Raw genomic sequence first — 17,731 nt, 5'->3', positions numbered from 1 at the left:
TATGGAAATAAAGAATTTCTCTGATTTTTGTGAACAAGTGTTACCCGATTTCAATAAATTTTTAGATACTAAGTTAAGAACAGAAATAAAACAAGATACCTTAAGAGATGCAATGCTTTATTCATTGGATGCAGGTGGTAAGAGAGTTCGCCCAATGTTGTTTTTAGCCGTAGCTTATTCTTGTGGTATTAAACAAGAGAATTTATCAAAAATGTATGATATAGCTGGAGCTATTGAATTAGTGCATACTTACTCTTTGATCCATGATGATCTACCAGAGATGGATGATTCTGATTACCGTCGGGGTAAGTTGGCAAATCACAAAAAATTTGGTGTTGGTCCAGCTGTTTTGGCTGGTGATGGATTGTTGACACAGGCTTTTTATTGGATTGCTAAATCTAGTTTGGATACTGATAAACGTATGGCAGCCGTTAGAATTTTAGCTCACAATGCTGGTCCCATGGGTATGGTTGCTGGTCAAATGACTGATATTACTATGGAAAATAAAGTTCTTAATGAAGAAGAATTAACAACTTTGCATAAAGAAAAAACCGCCGATTTAATTACAGCGGCAGTTACAATTGGTGCATTTTGCGCTAATCATGAATTGTCATCTCGTTTAGTTCAATACGCTAATGATATTGGTCTAGCTTTTCAATTAAAAGATGACCTAAATGATGCTGATGACGGGGAAGATAACTCTAAAAATACTTTTCCTAATTTGATTGGTAAAGAAGCTACAAAGACAAAATTGAATGATTTGGTAAAAGATGCCTTGAATTCTGTTTTGAAGGAAACTGAATTTGATAAGAACTTATTGGTAAGCTTTTTAGATTATTTCAAAGAATAGGTGACACATATTGGCAAAAAAAAGAATTGATGTTTTATTAGTTGAACAGAATTTATTTGAATCTCGTGAGCAGGCAAAGCGCTCAGTCATGGCGGGAGAAGTTTATAATCAAGATAACTTGCGCTTTGATAAACCTGGTGAAAAGGTCGATCCGGATACGATTTTTCACTTGGCAAAAAACGCCCACAGTAAGTACGTCAGTCGTGGCGGCTATAAACTAGAAAAAGCTTTGAAGTCGTTTGATATTGATCTGACAGATAAGATTTGTTTGGATATTGGTTCTTCAACTGGTGGTTTTACTGACGTGGCTTTACAAAATGGTGCTCAAAAAGTTTACGCCTTGGATGTAGGCTATAATCAACTAGCTTGGAAATTGCGCAAAGACGATCGTGTCGTGGTCATGGAACGGGTAAATTTCCGCTACAGTAAACCCGATGATTTTCATGAAGGACTACCTCAATTTGCGATGACAGATGTGTCATTTATTTCCTTAGAGTTAATTTTGCCACCAATGTTTAATATTATCTTGCCTGGTTCTGATGCTGTTTGTTTAATTAAACCTCAATTCGAAGCTGGACCAGAAAATGTTGGTAAACACGGAATTGTCCGTGATCATAAAGTACATAAAATGGTCTTAGAAAAAATTACTAATTTTGCTAAAGAAGCCGGTTTTATCGTTTCTGGATTAGACTTTTCTCCCATCAAAGGTGGAGAAGGCAATATTGAATTTTTGATGCATATTCAAAAGCCTGAACAAAAACAAGCAGGTAAAATTTTGGATAGCGTTTCAGTTGAAAAGACCATGGAAGCAGCATATGCAAATCTTAATAAATAGGTGAGATAATGCTAAAAAAACTAATAATCAATAATTTTGCAATCATCAATAAACTTCAAATTGATTTCAAAAGTGGGATGACGGCTTTAACTGGTGAGACTGGGGCAGGTAAATCAATTATTATCGACGCCTTAGGCTTATTAGTGGGGAGCAGGTCCTCAATTGATTTTATTAGAACGGGACAAGAACAATTAAATGTGCAGGGACTATTTGAAGTTAGATCAAGTAGTCCTATTTTTGCTATTTTAGACGAGTATGGAATTGTCCACGATGACAATCAGATTATCATTAAGCGAGAAATTAATCGTAAGGGACGAAATGTTTGTCGACTTAATAATGAATTAGTTAAGACGAATGTTTTACGACAAGTAGGGAAATTTTTAGTCGAAATTCACGGTCAAAATCAGCAGCAAGAATTATTAGACGAGGAAAATCATATTAATATTTTGGATCGATTTGCTGACGATGGATTTCAACAGGATCTAGTCGAATATGGTCGAATCTTTGAGACCTATCAAGCTAAAAAGAGTCGTTTAAGGATGATTCAAAAGAATTCACAGAATTTAGCGCAACGAATCGACATGCTTAAATTTCAAATCGAAGATATTGACAGTGCTCAGGTTACAGAGGGCGAGGATGATAAGCTAGAGGATGAAAAGAATCAATTATCTAACTTTGAAAAAATCAGCTCTGCACTTCAGGAAAGTTATCGTGGATTATCTGAGAATAATGTCGGTGTAGTCGATGCGCTCGGTAATGTTCGGAATCAATTAGAAGAAATTATGGATTACGATAAGTCGTATAAGGAATTGTATGATTCCGTCAACGGGGCTTATTATCAATTGCAAGATAATGCCGCAACGATTGCTGATCAATTGGAGAATTTGGATTTTGACGAGAATCGTTTAGACAATATTCAAAAACGTCTGATAACTTTGGATAATTTAAAAAAGAAGTATGGTCCTACCTTAGATGAAGTAATCGAATTTGATAAAAAAGCACACGACGAATTAAAAAAGATTGATATAGACGATGATACTGAAGATAAATTAACCCAAGAAATTGCGCAGGCTCAAGCTAATTTATTAGAATTAGGCAAATCTTTGTCTAAAAAGCGTCATAAAACGGCAACAGCATTAGAAAAATCAATTAATCATCAATTAAAGGACCTCTATATGCCGGATGCTAAATTTGACGTTTCATTTAGATCCTTGGATGATGATAATTTATCAAATAAAGGTATCGATCAAATCCAATTCAATTTAAAAACTAATGTTGGTGAAGATTATAAGCCATTAGTTAAGGTAGCTTCTGGTGGTGAATTGTCACGTGTGATCTTGGCTTTTGAAGCTATTATCGCCGAAAAGATGAATGTTGAGACGATTGTATTTGACGAAATAGATACTGGTGTCAGTGGTCGTGTGGCTCAGGCGATTGGTGATAAGATATATAAGGTTTCACAGTTCTTACAAGTTTTATGTATCACGCATCTACCACAAGTTGCAGCTATGAGTGATATTCAATTTGAAATCAAAAAAGAGACCGTTAAGGATAAAACTGAAACAAAAGTTTCATTACTTAACGATCTCCAAAGAATTGAAGCTATTTCATTGATGTTGGCTGGTACAAAGGTCACTGATTTAACGAGAAAACATGCGCAGGAATTATTAGAATTGGCTGAAGGCGAACAGAAGCGACTAGACTAGATTAATTGATTTAATTCGATCGAGTGTAACAATTTCAAAGAAGGCGTCGCTTACCTTAAAAACGTATTTATTTTGATTAACTCGTGAAATAAATTTGCCTTGAAACCGTTCATCGTTTAACATTGTAATAATGACAGAAGATTTTTTTTGAAAACTCTGTTCTGCGAAAAGTTCTAATTGCATTAAAGGCATTTGTTTAATTTGAAGTTGTTTATTACTGTCAATGTTAAAATCAAAATTATTGTTAATAAAGTTAGTGGTATTATTGATTAAATTTGTAGTGAAACGATTGTATGCTTGTTTTGCTTGCATTTTTAAATCCCCCGAACACTTGTTTGTATCTTTATTATACGAACCTTTGTTCGAAAGAGCAACTCTATTTTTTGATTTCCTTAAATTTTTTTGTGTTGACAAGTTTTAAAGCCTTGAAAATCATATGATTTTATTGCATGATAGATACCATATTATATAGATAGTAGGGATAATTTAATTATGTCAACAAGGGGAATGTTAATCGTTTTATCAGGTCCATCAGGAGTAGGTAAAGGAACCGTTAGAAAAGCTATGCTGAAGAATTCATCAATCAAGTTTGATTATTCTGTTTCAATGACTACTCGTCAAATGAGACCTGGAGAAGTCGATGGAGTCGATTACTATTTCCGAACAAATGAGGAATTTGAAGAAGAAATAAAAAATGGCGGCATGTTAGAGTATGCTAAGTATGTCGACCACTATTATGGAACACCACTAAAATACGTTAATCAGAAATTAGATGCTGGAATTGACGTTTTGTTGGAGATTGAAGTCAATGGTGCGATGCAAGTTCGTGAAAAAATGCCTGATGGTGTGTTTATTTTCCTTACACCACCTGATTTGACAAGCTTAAGAGATCGTATAACTAATCGTGGAACTGATGATGAAAAGACTATCGACAAACGTATGGTTCAAGCTAAAAACGAAATCGAAATGATGACAAGCTATGACTATGCCGTCGTAAATGATAAAATACCTAATGCAGTTGAAAAAATAGAAGGTATAATTAGAAGCGAACACTTAAGAGTGCCGCGTGTAATTGATAAATATAAAAAAATAATAGGAGATTGATAATATGATTATTTATCCATCAATTGATAAACTTTTAGATCGAGTTGATTCTCGTTACTCATTAGCAGTTCTAGCTGCCAAGCGTGCTCACCAATTGGAAAATGGTGATATTGAATTGTTAAATAAGTACGAATCACCAAGAACAGTCGGTCGTGCACTTGAAGAAATTGCTGACGATAAAATTGAAATTGATCCTAATTCAATTCTTCTTGAAAAAGAAGCTGAAAAGATTGAAGAAGAGAAAAAAGAAGAAGACGAATAAATCATTCCTTCACTGATTATTGAATTAGTGGAGGCTTTTTTATTTTATTTTTAGAAATTTATTTTTATGGGTGGTTTTTATGACAGTAGCAGAGATAATTGTAGACGTACCTACTATGCAGACAAATAGACCATTTGAATATTCAATTCCTGAAGCACTGAATGATGTAGTGGTTCCAGGGATGCGTGTCGAGGTACCATTTGGACGTGGCAAGAGGAAGATTCAAGGTTTTGTCATGAAAACTAAGGATCAAAGTGATTTCAAGGGAAAATTGAAACCAATTTCACGTGTGATTGATTTGAAGCCAGTTTTATCTAATGAAATGTTGCAACTTTCGTATTGGTTAGCTGATAAGACTTATTCTTTTCAAATCTCATGCTTGCAGACAATGCTACCAAGCGTCATGCGCGCAAAGTATAAACAATATGCGATACCGTTGGACAAGACAGATCCAGAGGTTTTAAATTTGTTTCAAGGACAAGCTACTTTCGAAATCACTAATTCTCTGACCGATTCTCAAATTCGCTTGATCAATCGTTTACGTAAGAATGAAAAAATTGACCTTCGTTATGTGGTCGAAAATAAGGCACAACAGATCAAACGTCAGGCAGTTATGACTGATTTGAATATAATTCAGTTGCATGAAGCAAAAAATGAGTTACGTGGGAATGCTAAATCACAAGTTAAATTATTGGATTTTTTAATACAACATTTAAATGATCTACCGGTTGAAATGAGTGAGCTTCAGAAAAATTTTGGAATAGCACGTTCTGCAATAAAGACGGCTGAAAAAAATAAGTTGTTAAAAATTGTTGAGGTAACTAAATTACGTAAGCCGGAAGGAATTAATCCTGAAAAGACTACAAAGTTAGAATTAACTGATGAGCAACAAGTGGCTGTTGATCAAATTGGTCAGGCTATCAGTAGGGAACAGCCAGAAACTTTTTTAATTGAAGGTGTTACTGGTAGTGGAAAAACCGAAGTTTATTTACAGACAATTGAAAAAGCTTTGCAACAAGATAAAACAGCTTTAATGTTAGTTCCAGAGATTTCCTTAACTCCACAAATGGTCAATCGTGTGGTAGGCCGCTTTGGCAATCAAGTAGCCGTTTTACACAGTGGTTTGTCCAGTGGTGAGCGATATGATGAGTGGACTAGAATTGAAAATGGAGATGTTAAAGTAGTCGTTGGAGCTCGGAGCGCCGTTTTTGCCCCGTTGCAAAGAATTGGCTTGATTATTATTGATGAGGAACATGAAGCAAGTTATAAACAAGATGATAATCCACGCTATAATGCTCGTGACGTAGCGTTGTGGCGTTCAAAAGTTAACCATTGTCCCGTTGTCTTGGGAAGTGCAACACCATCTCTGGAGTCAAGAGCACGAGCTGAAAAGGGTGTTTATCACTTGATCAGGATGAAAAAACGGATCAATAATCAGAATTTGCCACATGTACAGATAGTGGATATGCGTGACGCTGAAAATTCATCCATCAAAGGTGACTTTTCGCCAGTATTGAAAAATAATTTGCAAGCAACTCTAGAAAATCATGATCAAGCAATTATTTTGTTAAATAGACGTGGATATTCTTCATTTATGATGTGTCGAGAGTGTGGATTTGTCTTGAAGTGTCCAAATTGTGATGTTTCGTTGACTTACCATAAGGATCTCGGCAAAATGAAGTGTCACTATTGTGGTCACGAAGAACCTGTTCCTAATAGTTGTCCTAACTGTAGAAGTAAAAAAATTGGTTTTTATGGAACCGGCACACAAAATATTGAACAGCAATTAAATGATCTATTTCCCGAAGCACGAGTTTTGAGAATGGATGTTGATACGACTAGAAGAAAGGGCGCACATGCTAAGATTCTTCAAAAATTTGGCAGTCATCAAGCTGATATTCTATTAGGAACACAGATGATTGCTAAAGGGTTGGATTTTCCAGATGTTACTTTAGTTGGTGTAATCAATGCCGATACCACTTTGAGTTTGGCTGATTTTAGGGCTAGTGAGCGGACCTTTCAACTGTTGACACAAGTTAGTGGTCGTGCGGGTCGAGCTAAAAAGACTGGTCGTGTGGTTATTCAGACCTTTAATCCAGATCACTATGCTATCAAGGACGCCGCCAAGCAAGATTACGAGACATTTTTCAAACAGGAAATGTATCTCCGCCATCAATCCAATTACACGCCGTATTATTTTACAACCTTGATCAGTGTGGCTAATAAAGACGAAGGTCAGACATTGAAACAGAGTTATTGGTTAAAGAAACAGTTACAAACAGCTCTGTCTAAAGATGCTATCTTACTTGGTCCTAGTCCCACGATGATTTCACGTAAACAAAACAAATATTATTATCAAATTATTGTAAAATATAAGCATGAACCAAAATTGCATGACAAATTACTAGAAATTTTAAATGAGACCCAGGCGGATGCCAAAAAAGGATTTACGATTGCAATTGATAATGAACCACAACATATAGATTAAAGGGTGATTTAATGACAAAAGTTATATTTTTAGGAACACCAGAATTTTCCGCAACGGTATTTCGGGGACTTCTTAAGGAAGGTTATGACATAATTGCAGCGGTAACTCAACCAGATAAGCCAGTTGGTCGGAAGCAAAAGCTACAAAAAAGTCCGGTTAAATTAATTGCTGAAGATGAGCATATTAAACTTTTTCAACCAGCCAAGTTATCTGGTAGTCCAGAGGTGGCTGAATTAAAGGAACTGCAAGCGGACTTAATTATTACGGCTGCATACGGCCAATTTTTACCAACTTCATTTTTGAATTCTGCCAAAGTGGCCGCTATCAACGTCCATGGATCACTACTACCAAAGTACCGTGGTGGAGCTCCAATTCAATGGTCGTTACTCAATGGCGACAAAGAGACTGGTATTACCATTATGTATATGGTTAAAGGGATGGACGCTGGCGATATCATCAGTCAAGAGAAACTAACGATTGAAAAGACTGATGATAACGGTAGTTTGTTTGAAAAATTAGCAATAGTTGGACGTGAATTGTTGCTTGATACTATTCCTAAGATCTTGAGTGGTGATATTAAACCGATCAAGCAAGATCCTGAAAAGGTAGTTTTCTCGCCTAATATTACTAAAGATCAGGAACATTTGGACTTTACCAAACCCGCTGAAACGATTTTTAATCAAATCAGAGCTTTGAGTCCTGATCCAGGTGCTTGGGTGATGTTAAATGGACAAAGAACTAAGCTCTATCAGACTGAAGTAGAAACAATTGATACGCAATTACCAACTGGTAGTATTTATGACCTAGGCAAAAAGCGTTTGGTGATCGTTGCTGGCGATAAAAAGGGACTTTCAATCAAACGTATTCAACCAGCCGGTAAAAAAATTATGGATATTGCCAACTACATGAATGGTTTAGGCAAAGATCTTAAAAAAGGACAACAAATAATCGATGAAAAATAATCCTCGAGCATTAGCAGTTATAGCTCTAACTAGAGTTTTCCAAAATAAAGCATATTCAAATATTGAAATTAACAACTTACTTCAGAATTCTGATTTATCAGATGCTGACAGTCGTTTAATGACTAATATTGTCTATGGTGTAATTCAACATAAGTACGTTTTAGAGTACCAATTGAAACCTTATTTACAAGATAAGGATAAAAAAGTTGAACTATGGCTTGATTTGTTATTGATGAGCGCCATTTATCAATTACAATTTTTAGACAAGATACCAGCCCATGCAGTTTTAAATGAATCAACTGAAATAGCTAAACAAAAAGCTGGACGTGGGGCTGGTAATTTAGTAAATGCCGTTTTGAGAAATTATCAACGTCATGGCTATAAAGAACTGCCTAAGAGCGACTCTGTCTACGACCTAAGTTTGCGTAACAGTGTACCTCGCTGGCTAGTGGATTTATTTATTGATCAACAAGGCAAGGCCAAGGCTAAGGAAATCTTAGGTTCAATCAATCAACCTTCACATATTTCTATTCGAGTTAACACTAATAAGACAACTGTTGCTGATTTAAAGGAAATTTTGGATAAAAAGGGCTTTGATGTTTCACCAAGTAAAATTTCTTCGGTGGGGTTAATTTGTAAGAGTGGTAACTTAGTAGATACTCAGGAATTTAGAGACGGTTTGTACACTATTCAAGATGAAAGCTCTATGTTAGTGGCACCAGCTCTTGATATCAAGCCTGATAGCAAGGTTTTGGATGCTTGCTCTGCACCTGGAGGCAAGACGACTCACATTGCTAGTTATTTAAAAGACGGTGAGGTAGTTGCTTTAGATATTCATAAGCATAAAACTAAATTAGTTCGTGATAACGGTCAAAGAATGGGCTATGGCGATATTATTAGTACGGGTGCTGTTGATGCGAGAAAAGCAAAGGATCTACTCAATACTAAATTTGATCGTATCTTGGTAGATGCTCCATGTTCTGGTTTAGGTTTGATGAGAAGAAAGCCAGAATTAAGATTCTTTAGAAAGCCCGAAGATTTGGAAAATCTTCAACGAGTTCAGTTAGAAATTTTGGATAGCATGGTTGATTTACTAGAAGTAAATGGTAAATTAGTTTTCAGTACTTGTACTTTTGACGACGAAGAAAATGAAATAGTAGTAAAGAAGTTTCTTGACAAGCATTTAAATTTTGATTTGATTCCAGTCAAACATGAACCAGCTTTAGATGGTTCGATCACTCACGGAATGTTGAAAATCTTCCCAAGTGATTACTTTACAGATGGTTTCTTTGTAGCAGCTTTTGTTAGAAAAAATTAAAGAGGTAAGGTTGAGACTAATGAAGTATGCGTTATTAACTGATGTTGGAAAACTCAGAGAAAATAATCAAGATTACGTCAATGTTTTTAAAAACAAAAAAGGTATTGTGTTCGGAATCGTAGCCGATGGAATGGGCGGCCATCGTGGTGGGGATGTTGCCTCTGATATGGCAGTTTCCCATTTGGGACACAATTTTGAAGAATCAGAAGTCAATAACATTACAGAGTTGCGTGAATGGATCATTAGTGAATTGAGTAAGGAAAATGACCGAATCGTTTCAGTCTCAAATCAATTTGATGATTTAAGCGGTATGGGAACAACGATGGTCGGAGTTTTCTTCATTGATGAGAAGATGATGGTCGTAAATGTCGGTGATTCTAGATGTTATATTTATACGAATAATGAATTGAAACAGTTGAGTGTCGATCATTCATTGGTTCATGAACTCTTAGAAACTGGTCAAATAAGTCCAGAAGAAGCTGAGAATCATCCGCAAAAAAATATCATCACGCAGACTTTAGGAGTGTCACAGACGGTCCAACCACGCGTAAAGAATTTTGATTTAATCGATGACTCAATTATTTTATTGTGCACCGACGGTTTGACTAATATGGTTCCTGAAAATGAGATCAAGGATATTTTGGCAAAGGATATCACGCTTGAAGCTAAGTGCCATATTTTGATTGATAAAGCTAATGCTGCCGGAGGAAGAGATAATATTACCGCCCTACTTTTTTCTACAAATGAAGACGGAGGTAAGCATTAAATGGAGAAGGGTTACCTAGTAGGCGGTCGTTATGAGATTCTAGGTACGCTTGGTGAAGGTGGTATGGCGAATGTCTATTTAGCCAACGACACTTTATTAAATCGTAAAGTTGCAGTCAAAGCTTTAAGATATGACCTTCAAGATGATGAATCAGTCAAAAGAAGGTTTGCTCGTGAAGCTAAAGCAACTAGTGGTCTCTCCAATCCTAATATCGTTAATGTTTTGGATGTTGGAAATGATAGTGGTATGCAATACATTGTAATTGAATATGTTGATGGCCCGAATTTGAAGAAGTATATTAGGAATCACTATCCGATCCCCTATCATGAAGTTGTCGATATTATGATACAAATCTGTATGGCTGTTTCTGATGCGCATGAACACGGAATTATTCATCGTGATTTGAAACCAGAAAATATCTTGGTTGATGAAGCTAAAGATCCAATTCAAGTTAAAGTTTCTGATTTTGGAATTGCTTTAGCATTGAGTGAACGTTCGATCACGAGAACCAATTCCTTGTTAGGATCGGTTCACTACATGTCGCCAGAACAAATCAAAGGACGCTCAGCAACTGTTTTGTCCGATATTTATGCTTTAGGAATAATTTTATTTGAATTGATAACTAAGCATGTTCCATTTACAGGAGATACAGCGGTTACTGTCGCTTTGAAGCATTCTAAGGAAGAAATGCCAGATTTGCGTAAGATAGATCCAAACATTCCTCAACCTTTGGAGAACGCAGTTTTAAAGGCCACAGCGAAGGATCCAGATCAGCGTTATCAATCTGTTAAAGAAATGTGCAATGATCTCAGCACTTGTCTGATGCCTAAACGAGCTGATGAACCTAAATTCATACCGACCCCAATCAATAATTTAGAAGAAACACGTGTGATGGAACCGCTGGATAGTACCGATGATGATGCTGCAGTTCCAAAACATACGCCTAAAAAGATCAGTCGTAAGAAGCGAATTATTATTTTGATTTCCTTGGTACCATTAGTCTTGATTTTGTTTGTAGTAGCAATGATAATCAAGAGCAATCAAGAGACGACCGTTCCAGACTTATATAATTTAACAATGAAACAAGCTTCAGTAATGTTAAAAAGTTCTAACCTTCAAGTCGGTGATTTGTCAAAAGAAAACGATGATGATGTTGAAGCAGGACATGTGATCAAATCAATCCCAGCAAAAGGGTTAAAATTAAAAAATGGTGCTCAAGTGAATCTAGTTGTTAGCCTTGGAGCAACTTATTATAAAATGCCAAAATTAGTTGGCAAACAGTATGAGGATATTTCCGATAATTTGAAGAAGCGTGGCTTTAAGGTCAAAGTTAAATATAAAGCTACGAATGAATATGAAGCTGGAACTATTTTGAAGCAGAGCATTCCTAAGGGCAAAAAAGTAGTCACTAAAGATAAATCCTTGACACTGACAATTGCTAAGGTCAAGACAGTCAAACCTAAGATGGTTAAAGTACGGGATTTAAATGGATATAATCTTAAGAGCATTCAAGATTATGCTAGTGAAGCCGATTTGACCTTGGATGTGTCATATGAGTATTCGGATGATGTGGATTCTGGACTTTTGATTAGTCAAAATCCAGCCGCTAATAGTACAATAAGTCAAGGCGGTACGTTGAGTGTTGTCATGTCGAAGGGTAAAGAGCCTGATAAGTCTACTACTAGCGATAAAGATGATGACAATGATAGTGATAGTAAAGATGATAGCGATAGTACTGATGATAGCGATAGTACTGATGATAGCGATAGTTCATCATCGACTAGTACCGTCACAAAAGATATTACGATTCCTTATGATACTAATGGGAATAATAGTGTCACAATTTACATTTCAGATGCTGCACACAATATAACAACCGCTTATAGAACAATGACCATTACGCAAGATACACCAGTAACATTGAGTTTTAATTTGAAAGATGGACAAACTGGATCATATGTAGTTGAACGAGATAATAAAACTGTTCTTGGTGGTTCAGTCAAATAGGTGATTTATGGAAAAAACAGGACGAATCATAAAATCAATCAGTGGTTTTTATGACGTTTTTGATAATGAAAGTGAAGAAATAGTCAGGACTCGGGCACGAGGTAATTTTCGGAAGCGTAAAATCAAACCTTTAGTGGGCGATAAAGTCTCATTTGACGCTACAGGAGATTTGGGTTACATACTAGAGATCTTGCCACGAGAAAATAGTCTTGTGCGTCCACCGATTGCTAACGTCGATCAGGCAATCGTTGTAACTTCGGCAGCTGAACCAAACTTTTCTAGCAATTTGTTAGATAAGATTTTGGTCAATATTGAACATAATCGAATCGAACCAGTGATTTTTTTGACAAAAGCGGACTTGTTATCAGATGATAAATATGTTGAACTCAAACAAGACTTACTTGGTTATCATCAGGCTGGATATTTAGTTTTTGACGACCAAGATAGCTATAATTCACAGCAATTGGACAAATTAAAAGCCACTTTTGCTGATAAAGTAACAGTCTTTACGGGACAATCTGGTGCGGGTAAGTCTACGTTGTTGAATCATATTGACACGGAGTTAGGATTGGCGACAGCAGCTATTTCCCAGACTTTAAATCGTGGTAAACATACGACTAGACAAGTTTCTCTATTTAACATTTGTGAGGGTTTAGTTGCCGATACGCCAGGATTTTCTTCGATTGATTTGATGGAGATAACACCAGAAGAATTGCCGACCTTGTTTCCAGAATTCTTAGATTATCGTGATGGTTGTCAATTTAGAGGTTGTCGTCACGTCAATGAACCGGGATGTGAAGTTAAAAAAGCTTTGTCAGAAGGTAAGATAATGCAAAGTCGCTATGACAATTATCTTTACTTTTTGAATGAAATTAATTCATACAAAAAAAGATATTGAGGAGTTGATTTAAATGACAGTAAAAATTGCACCTTCAATTTTGTCTGCAGATATTATGAACCTTGAACGTGATGTTAAATTAGCCGAGCAAGCAGGGGCAGATTTGTTCCATATTGATATTATGGATGGTCACTTTGTACCCAATATGTCCTTTAGTCCTAGCGTAGTAGCAGGGATGCGCCAAGTTACGGACAAACCACTTGATGTTCATTTGATGATTGAAAATCCTGATGCTTACATCAAACCAATAGTTGATGCTGGAGCCGATACGATTCTAGTCCATGCCGAGAGTACGCAACATATTTATCGTTCAATTGATTTGATCAAGAGTTTAGGCGTTAAAGCTGGAGTAGTAGTTAATCCGGGAACGCCTTTGGAAACGGTTAAGGAATTATTCCCAGTGATTGATCAGATTCTAGTTATGACTGTAAATCCTGGCTTTGGTGGTCAAAAATTTATTACTAATATGACTAAAAAAATTCAACGTCTTGATCAATTGCGTCAAACAGCAGCTGACGATGATTTTGAAATTGAAGTTGATGGTGGAGTAAATAACGAGACAATTGCAAAATGTGCCCATGCAGGAGCTGATATTTTTGTAGCTGGTTCATATTTATTCGGTCAAAATGATATTACAGAACGTGTAGATAATCTTAGATCTTTGGCTGTGAATGCAAAACAATGAGACGTGTAAATATTCTTTTAGGTGGTCCCAAAACTGAATATCCTGATGAATTGAGTCAAAGTATCAAAGCAATACCCGGACCTTGGGTCGGAGCTGATCGTGGTGGACTCTATTTGCTAGAAAATGGCATAATTCCAGAGATTGCTATTGGAGACTTTGATTCTATCAGTAAAAAAGAGCAGAAGCTTTTAAGAGAAAACGTACCTGATTTTAAAAAATTTCCGCCTGAAAAAGATGATTCCGATTCAGAATTATGTCTCTTAGCTGCAAGAGAAAAATTCAATGCTCAGGAGTATTACGTTTACGGGGCTACCGGAGGTCGAATCGATCATTTTCTGATCAATTTGTTTTTACCATTCGATCCGAGATTTTTAGATTTTTACGATAAACTGTATTATAAGTCGGGAACCAATACTATTCGCTTCTTTAGACCGGGACGTTATACGGTTTATCATGAAAATAGTATGAAATACATTGCCTTCGTAAATCTTGGACCCGTGACCCATTTAAATATTTATGATGCTAAGTATAAATTAGACGATTTTAGTGCAGGACACCCAGTAAGTTGGGCCAGTAATGAATTTCTGAGTGAGACAATTGATTTCAGCTTTCAGAGTGGAATCGTTGCAGTAATTCAAAGTAAAGATAAAAATTAATAACATAAAAAAAACTACTTCAAAATTGAATTGAAGTAGTTTTTTTGCACAGAATAATATTTCAAAAAAGATTGACAATAATAATTAAGAAGTGTAAATTAATCACCAATCAAACAATTAAAACTTATTTAATTTTATTAGACGTTGAAGAGAAGAGTAAATCAATTATTAGTTTGAAAAGTGACCGTTGTTTAGTGAAAAGACGGAACAAACGTTGGTTGAAGATGAGCTTGGAGTCTTACCACGGTGAAAGCCAAGGTACGCAAGGATGCGATATCATCCCGGACATGTTAGTGTCGTTGAGGTATTTTGTGTAAACAAAGTATGAATTAGGGTGGTACCACGGTAATCGTCCCTACATTGGAGAGTTAGTCTGCAGTGTAGGGACGATTTTTTTTACGCTCTCTTTTGTGGCGGAGCCACAATTAGAGAGCGTTATGGGGACGTCGAAGACGTCCGTATACCTTTGCTTTTGTGGCGGAGCCACAAATTAGAGAGCGTTATGGGGACGTCTAATTGACGTCCGTATACCATGCTCTTATACAATCAATTTCCTTGCTTTTGTTAGAAGACAACAACCAGACCCTAACAAATAAATTAAATAAGCGAATCAAACAAGGAGATGATTTAAGAATTAAAATTTGAGGATAAAATGAGGAGAAGAACCAAAATAGTCAAGTTATACCACGACAAAACAAGTAAGAAAATAATTTAAACAAATAAAATTTAAGGAGAAATATTAATTATGGCAAAAGTAGAAAGCTTCACATTAGATCACACAAAGGTAAAGGCACCTTACGTTAGATTGATTACGGTAGAACACGGAGCAAAAGGAGACACAATTTCTAATTTTGATTTGCGTCTAGTTCAACCAAATGAAAATGCAATTCCTACTGCTGGATTGCATACAATCGAACATCTCTTAGCTGGGTTATTACGAGACAGATTGGATGGCGTGATTGACTGTTCACCATTTGGATGCCGAACTGGTTTTCATTTGATTACTTGGGGTGAGCATTCAACAACCGAGGTGGCAGAGGCCTTAAAGAGTTCACTTGATGCTATTGCTAATGATATTGAATGGAAAGATGTTCAAGGAACAGATAAGTATAGCTGTGGTAATTATCGTGATCACTCATTGTTCTCAGCTAAAGAGTGGTCAAAGCAAATTCTTGAAGATGGAATTTCTGACGATCCTTTTGAACGCCATGTGATTTAGTTGATAAGAAACGGGACATAGCGTGGTCATTTTTTGAACATTAAAACAAATGGACCAAGGTAATCAAAATATATGATTACCTTGGTCCATTTATTTAGGCGGAAAGGCTATGTTATATTCCGCGTTTATACTGCAAATTTAGCTAATAGATGGTTATATCCCTAATTCTTAATATTAATTATTCTAAAGGCTAAGCTAATTCGTTAACAATAGCCTCGTTGAAGGCCTCTAAATCATCAGGCGTACGACTTGTGATTAAATGACGATCAATTACGACTGGCTCATCCTTAACAATACCACCAGCATAATAAAGGTCAGTTTGAACTGTCTCGTACGAAGTTAAAGTTCTACCCTTAACTAATCCAGTTTGAATCAATAGTTGTGGACCGTGACAGATTGAGAAGACTGGTTTGTCGGTTAGCAAGAACTTTTTAGCTAATTTAACAAAACGGTCATCACTACGTAGATTATCAGGTGAGAAGCCACCGGGTATCAATAATGCATCGTAATCATCAAAGTTGATGTCATCAATACCTTTGTCAGTTGTAAATTCAGTGCCATGTTTACCAGTTAATTTTTCGTTGGCTTGTGCACCGACTAAAGTAACTGAATGTCCGGCGTCCTTAAGTGCTTGGGCTGGGAAACTATATTCAATATCTTCAACACTGTTTGCCATTACTGCAATAATTTTACTCATTAGTTTCTCTCCTTATTTGTTGTTACCTAATAGTCTACTAGTTTACACTGGGGGTACGTCAAATATTTTAATTATAATTATATTTGTAATTATAATGATTGATAATAAAATTGAAAAATTGGAGGACAATAATGTCAGAGTTTGATACAAAGTTGGTTCATGGCAAACCGCAAAATGATAACAATACAGGAGCCGTCAATGTCCCAATTTATAATTCGTCAACTTATATTTATCCATCAGTTGATGCTAATGTTTTGTATGATTATGCCCGTTCGGGAAATCCAACCAGAAATTATCTTGAGGAACAAATGGCAATGTTAGAAGACGGTTATAAAGGATTCGCTTTTTCCTCTGGATCAGCTGCCATTCACGCAGTTTTGGCTATCTTTAAACCGGGAGATCATCTGATAATTGGAAAAGAAATCTATGGTGGAACTTTTAGGATCATCAATCAATTCTTCAAGCGATGGAAAATAGAGTTCACAGCTGTCGATACTCAAGATCCAACTGCGGTTGAAGAAGCAATTAGGTCAAATACTAAGGCAATATACTTTGAAAGTTTTACTAATCCTTTGTTACATGTCACTAGTGTGAAAGCAATTTCTAAAGTAGCACAGAAGCATCATCTTTTAACAATCGTTGACAATACCTTTTTATCGCCATATTTACAACGTCCCCTCGATTTAGGAGGTGACATTGTGGTTCATTCAGCCACAAAGTATCTCAGTGGTCATTCTGATGTGATTGCGGGAATAGCGGTGGCTAAGAACAAAGAATTGGCTGAAAGAATTTATTTCAATCAAAATAGCATTGGCTCAACTTTGTCACCAGAAGATTCCAATTTGGTTCGTCGTGGGATTCAGACTTTAGCGGTGAGAATGGATCGTCATTTGAGCAATGCTAAAGAAATTGTGGAATTCTTACAGAAACGTCCAGAAATCGCTAAGATTTATTATCCAGGAATTAAGGGTAGTAAAGATTTCGAGATTGCTAAAGATGAAGCAGATGGTTTTGGTGGCATTGTTTCGTTTGAATTGAAAGAAGGATTGGATTCAACAAAATTTGTTGAAGGAACTAATTTGATTCAATTAGCCGTTAGTTTGGGCGCTGTGGAAAGTTTAATTGAATTGCCATATAAGATGACACATGCCGAATTATCGACTGAGGAGCAATTAAAGGCTGGTATTACGCACCAATTAGTACGATTGTCAGTTGGAATTGAAGATCCAAAAGATCTGATTGCTGATTTAGCACAGAGCTTGGATAAATTGAACTAAT

General features: G+C 36.2%; 17 protein-coding genes. 15 read left to right on the top strand and 2 right to left on the bottom strand.

Annotated features, from left to right (window positions below):
* Position 1 precedes the first annotated feature (1 nt).
* From LA20249_RS04110 to recN, 3 genes are read left to right on the top strand one after another with little or no spacing between them, the layout of a single operon-like run.
* Positions 2-850, top strand: a complete 849-nt coding sequence (locus LA20249_RS04110) for a polyprenyl synthetase family protein (RefSeq protein ID WP_057740096.1) — start codon at positions 2-4, stop codon at positions 848-850.
* A 10-nt stretch (positions 851-860) separates the two neighbouring features.
* Positions 861-1,685, top strand: coding sequence for a TlyA family RNA methyltransferase (locus tag LA20249_RS04105; protein ID WP_057740098.1), 825 nt, complete (start codon positions 861-863; stop codon positions 1,683-1,685).
* A gap of 8 nt (positions 1,686-1,693) precedes the next feature.
* Positions 1,694-3,391 (top strand): DNA repair protein RecN, encoded by a 1,698-nt coding sequence (recN, locus tag LA20249_RS04100; RefSeq protein ID WP_057740100.1) that lies wholly within the window; start codon positions 1,694-1,696, stop codon positions 3,389-3,391.
* Here recN and LA20249_RS04095 read toward each other — a convergent pair.
* Positions 3,383-3,703 (bottom strand): hypothetical protein, encoded by a 321-nt coding sequence (locus LA20249_RS04095; protein WP_057740103.1) that lies wholly within the window; start codon positions 3,701-3,703, stop codon positions 3,383-3,385. The genes recN and LA20249_RS04095 overlap by 9 nt on opposite strands.
* 180 nt (positions 3,704-3,883) lie before the next feature.
* Between LA20249_RS04095 and gmk the strand changes: the two genes are divergently transcribed.
* The 11 genes from gmk to LA20249_RS04040 all read left to right on the top strand — a co-directional run bounded on the left by gmk (position 3,884) and on the right by LA20249_RS04040 (position 15,756).
* The gene (gmk, locus tag LA20249_RS04090) at positions 3,884-4,495 is read left to right on the top strand and encodes a guanylate kinase (protein WP_057740105.1); all 612 of its coding nucleotides are present in this window, start codon (positions 3,884-3,886) and stop codon (positions 4,493-4,495) included.
* 4 nt (positions 4,496-4,499) lie between these two features.
* Positions 4,500-4,757, top strand: a complete 258-nt coding sequence (gene rpoZ, locus LA20249_RS04085) for a DNA-directed RNA polymerase subunit omega (RefSeq protein ID WP_057740107.1) — start codon at positions 4,500-4,502, stop codon at positions 4,755-4,757.
* A 79-nt stretch (positions 4,758-4,836) separates the two neighbouring features.
* The gene (priA, locus tag LA20249_RS04080; protein ID WP_057740110.1) at positions 4,837-7,245 is read left to right on the top strand and encodes a primosomal protein N'; all 2,409 of its coding nucleotides are present in this window, start codon (positions 4,837-4,839) and stop codon (positions 7,243-7,245) included.
* Positions 7,246-7,256: 11 nt separating this feature from the next.
* Complete coding sequence (fmt, locus tag LA20249_RS04075; protein ID WP_057740112.1) at positions 7,257-8,207, top strand: methionyl-tRNA formyltransferase; 951 nt, start codon at positions 7,257-7,259, stop codon at positions 8,205-8,207.
* Complete coding sequence (gene rsmB, locus LA20249_RS04070) at positions 8,197-9,525, top strand: 16S rRNA (cytosine(967)-C(5))-methyltransferase RsmB (protein WP_057740114.1); 1,329 nt, start codon at positions 8,197-8,199, stop codon at positions 9,523-9,525. The genes fmt and rsmB overlap by 11 nt, the downstream gene beginning before the upstream one ends.
* 19 nt (positions 9,526-9,544) lie before the next feature.
* Positions 9,545-10,291: a Stp1/IreP family PP2C-type Ser/Thr phosphatase gene (locus LA20249_RS04065; RefSeq protein ID WP_057740384.1), complete on the top strand. Its 747-nt coding sequence runs from the start codon at positions 9,545-9,547 to the stop codon at positions 10,289-10,291.
* On the top strand, positions 10,292-12,298 hold the full coding sequence (gene pknB / locus LA20249_RS04060) for a Stk1 family PASTA domain-containing Ser/Thr kinase (RefSeq protein WP_101836868.1): 2,007 nt from the start codon (positions 10,292-10,294) through the stop codon (positions 12,296-12,298).
* A gap of 7 nt (positions 12,299-12,305) precedes the next feature.
* A complete protein-coding gene (gene rsgA, locus LA20249_RS04055; protein WP_057740119.1) occupies positions 12,306-13,196 on the top strand; it encodes a ribosome small subunit-dependent GTPase A in 891 nt (296 codons plus the stop codon).
* Between the two features lie 13 nt (positions 13,197-13,209).
* Positions 13,210-13,881, top strand: a complete 672-nt coding sequence (gene rpe / locus LA20249_RS04050; RefSeq protein WP_057740122.1) for a ribulose-phosphate 3-epimerase — start codon at positions 13,210-13,212, stop codon at positions 13,879-13,881.
* Positions 13,878-14,537 carry a thiamine diphosphokinase gene (locus LA20249_RS04045; protein ID WP_057740124.1) on the top strand — a complete coding sequence of 220 codons (660 nt, stop codon included), beginning with the start codon at positions 13,878-13,880 and terminating at the stop codon, positions 14,535-14,537. Before rpe ends, LA20249_RS04045 begins: the two co-directional genes overlap by 4 nt.
* Before the next feature lie 745 nt (positions 14,538-15,282).
* A complete protein-coding gene (locus LA20249_RS04040; protein ID WP_057740126.1) occupies positions 15,283-15,756 on the top strand; it encodes an S-ribosylhomocysteine lyase in 474 nt (157 codons plus the stop codon).
* Positions 15,757-15,946: 190 nt separating this feature from the next.
* Here the strand turns inward: LA20249_RS04040 and LA20249_RS04035 are convergent, their stop codons facing one another.
* Positions 15,947-16,453 carry a type 1 glutamine amidotransferase domain-containing protein gene (locus tag LA20249_RS04035; RefSeq protein WP_057740128.1) on the bottom strand — a complete coding sequence of 169 codons (507 nt, stop codon included), beginning with the start codon at positions 16,451-16,453 and terminating at the stop codon, positions 15,947-15,949.
* A 131-nt stretch (positions 16,454-16,584) separates the two neighbouring features.
* Between LA20249_RS04035 and LA20249_RS04030 the strand changes: the two genes are divergently transcribed.
* Positions 16,585-17,730: a trans-sulfuration enzyme family protein gene (locus tag LA20249_RS04030; protein ID WP_057740130.1), complete on the top strand. Its 1,146-nt coding sequence runs from the start codon at positions 16,585-16,587 to the stop codon at positions 17,728-17,730.
* Position 17,731: the final 1 nt, after the last annotated feature.

Origin of the sequence: Companilactobacillus alimentarius DSM 20249 (assembly GCF_002849895.1) — a bacterium.
Lineage (GTDB): Bacteria > Bacillota > Bacilli > Lactobacillales > Lactobacillaceae > Companilactobacillus > Companilactobacillus alimentarius.
This window is presented reverse-complemented; position numbering and strand designations above follow the sequence as displayed.

What these genes read in the sequence shown, in the direction of transcription:
- LA20249_RS04110 (WP_057740096.1), top strand. Translation starts at nt 2, where the DNA reads ATGGAAATAAAGAATTTCTCTGATTTTTGTGAACAAGTGTTACCCGAT.
- recN (WP_057740100.1), top strand. Translation starts at nt 1,694, where the DNA reads ATGCTAAAAAAACTAATAATCAATAATTTTGCAATCATCAATAAACTT.
- LA20249_RS04095 (WP_057740103.1), bottom strand. Translation starts at nt 3,703, where the DNA reads ATGCAAGCAAAACAAGCATACAATCGTTTCACTACAAATTTAATCAAT.
- gmk (WP_057740105.1), top strand. Translation starts at nt 3,884, where the DNA reads ATGTCAACAAGGGGAATGTTAATCGTTTTATCAGGTCCATCAGGAGTA.
- rpoZ (WP_057740107.1), top strand. Translation starts at nt 4,500, where the DNA reads ATGATTATTTATCCATCAATTGATAAACTTTTAGATCGAGTTGATTCT.
- priA (WP_057740110.1), top strand. Translation starts at nt 4,837, where the DNA reads ATGACAGTAGCAGAGATAATTGTAGACGTACCTACTATGCAGACAAAT.
- fmt (WP_057740112.1), top strand. Translation starts at nt 7,257, where the DNA reads ATGACAAAAGTTATATTTTTAGGAACACCAGAATTTTCCGCAACGGTA.
- rsmB (WP_057740114.1), top strand. Translation starts at nt 8,197, where the DNA reads ATGAAAAATAATCCTCGAGCATTAGCAGTTATAGCTCTAACTAGAGTT.
- LA20249_RS04065 (WP_057740384.1), top strand. Translation starts at nt 9,545, where the DNA reads ATGAAGTATGCGTTATTAACTGATGTTGGAAAACTCAGAGAAAATAAT.
- pknB (WP_101836868.1), top strand. Translation starts at nt 10,292, where the DNA reads ATGGAGAAGGGTTACCTAGTAGGCGGTCGTTATGAGATTCTAGGTACG.
- rsgA (WP_057740119.1), top strand. Translation starts at nt 12,306, where the DNA reads ATGGAAAAAACAGGACGAATCATAAAATCAATCAGTGGTTTTTATGAC.
- rpe (WP_057740122.1), top strand. Translation starts at nt 13,210, where the DNA reads ATGACAGTAAAAATTGCACCTTCAATTTTGTCTGCAGATATTATGAAC.
- LA20249_RS04045 (WP_057740124.1), top strand. Translation starts at nt 13,878, where the DNA reads ATGAGACGTGTAAATATTCTTTTAGGTGGTCCCAAAACTGAATATCCT.
- LA20249_RS04040 (WP_057740126.1), top strand. Translation starts at nt 15,283, where the DNA reads ATGGCAAAAGTAGAAAGCTTCACATTAGATCACACAAAGGTAAAGGCA.
- LA20249_RS04035 (WP_057740128.1), bottom strand. Translation starts at nt 16,453, where the DNA reads ATGAGTAAAATTATTGCAGTAATGGCAAACAGTGTTGAAGATATTGAA.
- LA20249_RS04030 (WP_057740130.1), top strand. Translation starts at nt 16,585, where the DNA reads ATGTCAGAGTTTGATACAAAGTTGGTTCATGGCAAACCGCAAAATGAT.